Source organism: Oleiphilus sp. HI0080 (assembly GCF_001635135.1).
The window spans coordinates 1-2,696 of sequence record NZ_LWFU01000562.1 but is presented as its reverse complement, the minus strand read 5'-3'; the positions used below and the strand labels follow the sequence as shown (position 1 = coordinate 2,696).

Here is a 2,696-nt window from a genome sequence, read left to right as displayed (position 1 = left end):
GCTCGCTATGGGTATCTCGTCTGCTCAAGCTTTTCGGGTTCCCTCTCATGGCGCTCTGGGTCTAGGTAATTTTTGGAAACATGCATTGCATTGTGCTGTGTTGTGCGAGGCTTTGGCGACCATGGCCAAACCAGATCTAAATCTGGATGCGCGCGAATCATATCTGTCGGGACTATTGCATAACTTCGGCTTGCTGCTCATTGGGCAATTATTTCCACCCGAATTTCGAATGATGAATAAGCTTCGGGAGTCAGACCCCGAGCGAAGTATGGCAGAGATCGAAAAACAGGTTTTTGGTATGGGGTCGGCTCAAGAATTTATCGCGCTTGGTCATGGCTCATTAGGTGCGATTCTGTTAAAGCTTTGGGGTCTACCTGAGTCCTGTGTTAAATCGGCCGCAATGCATCAAAACGAATATTATGACGGCGAGCATGCAGAGCAAGTCGCTGTTGTGTGTCTCGCAAACCATCTACTTGCTATGCATGGCGTTGGTGATGAGCCTGCCAGCATTGATCCCGAGCCCTTGTTTGAACTTCTTGGTATAGACCCAGATAGTGCATACCGTTTGGCTGAAGTGACCGTTGATCAGGGTCAAGAGCTTGATGGTATGGTGAGTGACCTCGTAGCATAAGTCTATTTCCGAGCCATTTTCATAGTGAATGGCTTCCATTCTTTTCTGCTCTTTTCGGCAGGGCTTTGACCACATCTTCTATTAGCCTATAATGGCCGGCTTTCTGGAATTAAAAGCAGCGTTTTTCAGGTTGGATGCGTCTCATCCATACAGTTTAAGCTAGCCAAGAGTTAGTGCCTGTAACTGCTTCCAAGGGTTTCTTTTTATTGTTTTGGAGTGATTTATGAGAGTGATTTTGCTTGGTGCACCAGGTGCCGGTAAGGGAACACAGGCGCAGTTTATTACTGAAAAGTACGATGTACCGCAAATCTCGACAGGCGATATGCTTCGCGCCGCAGTTAAGGCAGGCTCTCCGCTTGGCTTAAAGGTGAAAGAAGTCATGGCGTCAGGAGGCCTTGTTTCAGATGAAACGATTATTCAACTGATCGAGGAGCGCATTAAAGATGAAGATTGCGCAAACGGCTTTTTGTTCGATGGCTTCCCGCGTACGATTCCGCAAGCAGAGGCGCTTAAAAAACAGGGCATCGTGATTGATGCCGTTGTAGAGATTGCTGTTGAAGACGAAGAAATTGTTAGTCGTCTAAGTGGCCGTCGAGTTCACGAGGCAAGTGGACGCGTTTATCACCTCAAGTACAACCCGCCTGCAACAGACGGCAAAGATGACATTACTGGTGATGCTCTGGTGCAGCGCGAAGATGATAAGGAAGAGACTGTTCGTAAACGTCTTGACGTATACCACTCGCAAACAGCGCCGTTGATTCAGTACTACTCTGAGTGGGCTGCGGCCGGTGATGATTCTGCACCAAAATACGTTCGCGTAGAGGGTGTGGGCGATATGTCTGAAATTCGTGATCAGATCGTTAACGGTTTGGACGGCTGATTTCGTCGTTGCGCATCGAAAGGCAGCACTTGTGCTGCCTTTTTTGATTTAGCATTTTATTATTTAAGATCGACTTGCTAAGTAGACTGATTTTTTAGGCAAACTATGACTGTAATTCTAGCCATTGATACTTCATCGGAGAAGTGCTCCGTCACTCTTGTTGATACGAATTCGGAAAGCAAATCGTTGTCCTTAAGTGAGTATGCGCCTAGAAGTCATGCGCAACGCTTGCTGCCAATGGTCCAGGAGCTTCTGGGTCAATCAGGTCTGCTTCTTTCGGACATGGATGCGCTGGCGTTTGGTCGAGGTCCAGGATCGTTTACCGGGCTTCGGATCGCGTCTGGATTTGTTCAGGGTTTGGCATTTGGACAAGATCTGCCGGTTGTTCCTGTATCAAATCTACAAGCACTCGCGGTGCATGTGTTTTTAAGTCATTCCGAGGCGCAAAACTGTTTGGTGTTGATCGACGCTCGAATGGATGAGGTCTATTGGGCTGTGTTTACTCGAGGTGAAAACGCAATGCCTGAGCTGTTAGGGTCGGAGCGCGTTGATAAACCAGAGATGGTTTCTGAATTGCTTCAGGAGCAAGATGAGATGCCCGTTATCGGAAATGGTTTGGCTTACGTTGATCGTATGGATGCGATAAGTAGATGGCCTCGAATCGAGAGCGGTCCTGAGCATCCTGCGCACGCAATTGCGTCTCTGGCTGTGTTGGCCTTTGCTGATGGCCTAGCAGTGGAGGCGAAAGATGCCTCACCCGTATATGTGCGCGATGAAGTAGCTTGGAAGAAGTTACCGGGCCGAGACTAGCCACAAAGCACGAAGAATCATGCTTTGGTAAGCGCAAAGAGCTTGCAGCGAGAAAAACACATACATCTCAATAAATAAATGCCAACAGGATTACTAATATGGGCTGGTTTGAAGCCTTTGTCCTTGCTCTTGTTCAGGGACTCACCGAGTTTTTACCTATTTCAAGCTCTGCGCACCTAATTCTCCCATCACAAGTGCTGGGGTGGGAGGATCAAGGGCTCGCATTTGACGTTGCCGTACATGTCGGCACGTTATTGGCAATTGTTTTGTACTTTCGTGAGGATCTCATTTTACTTGCCAAAGCGTGGTTCATGTCTTTGCTTGGACCGTCTCGCGTTCAGGAACAATCGAAGCAGCATGCTCGTCTTGCATGGC

Annotated in this window: 4 protein-coding genes; all 4 read left to right on the top strand. The window is 48.1% G+C overall.

Features of this window, described 5'->3' with window-relative positions:
- Nucleotides 1–631, top strand: a 631-nt coding sequence (locus A3751_RS12445; protein WP_156492409.1) for an HDOD domain-containing protein, incomplete at its 5' end; no start/stop codon positions are given.
- A 223-nt stretch (nucleotides 632–854) separates the two neighbouring features.
- Nucleotides 855–1,511, top strand: a complete 657-nt coding sequence (adk, locus tag A3751_RS12440) for an adenylate kinase (protein WP_068456477.1) — start codon at nucleotides 855–857, stop codon at nucleotides 1,509–1,511.
- Nucleotides 1,512–1,616: 105 nt separating this feature from the next.
- Entirely contained in the window at nucleotides 1,617–2,321 is a 705-nt protein-coding gene (tsaB, locus tag A3751_RS12435; protein WP_068456474.1) for a tRNA (adenosine(37)-N6)-threonylcarbamoyltransferase complex dimerization subunit type 1 TsaB, read from the top strand.
- Between the two features lie 98 nt (nucleotides 2,322–2,419).
- Nucleotides 2,420–2,696, top strand: a 277-nt coding sequence (locus tag A3751_RS12430) for an undecaprenyl-diphosphate phosphatase (protein WP_304439030.1), incomplete at its 3' end; no start/stop codon positions are given.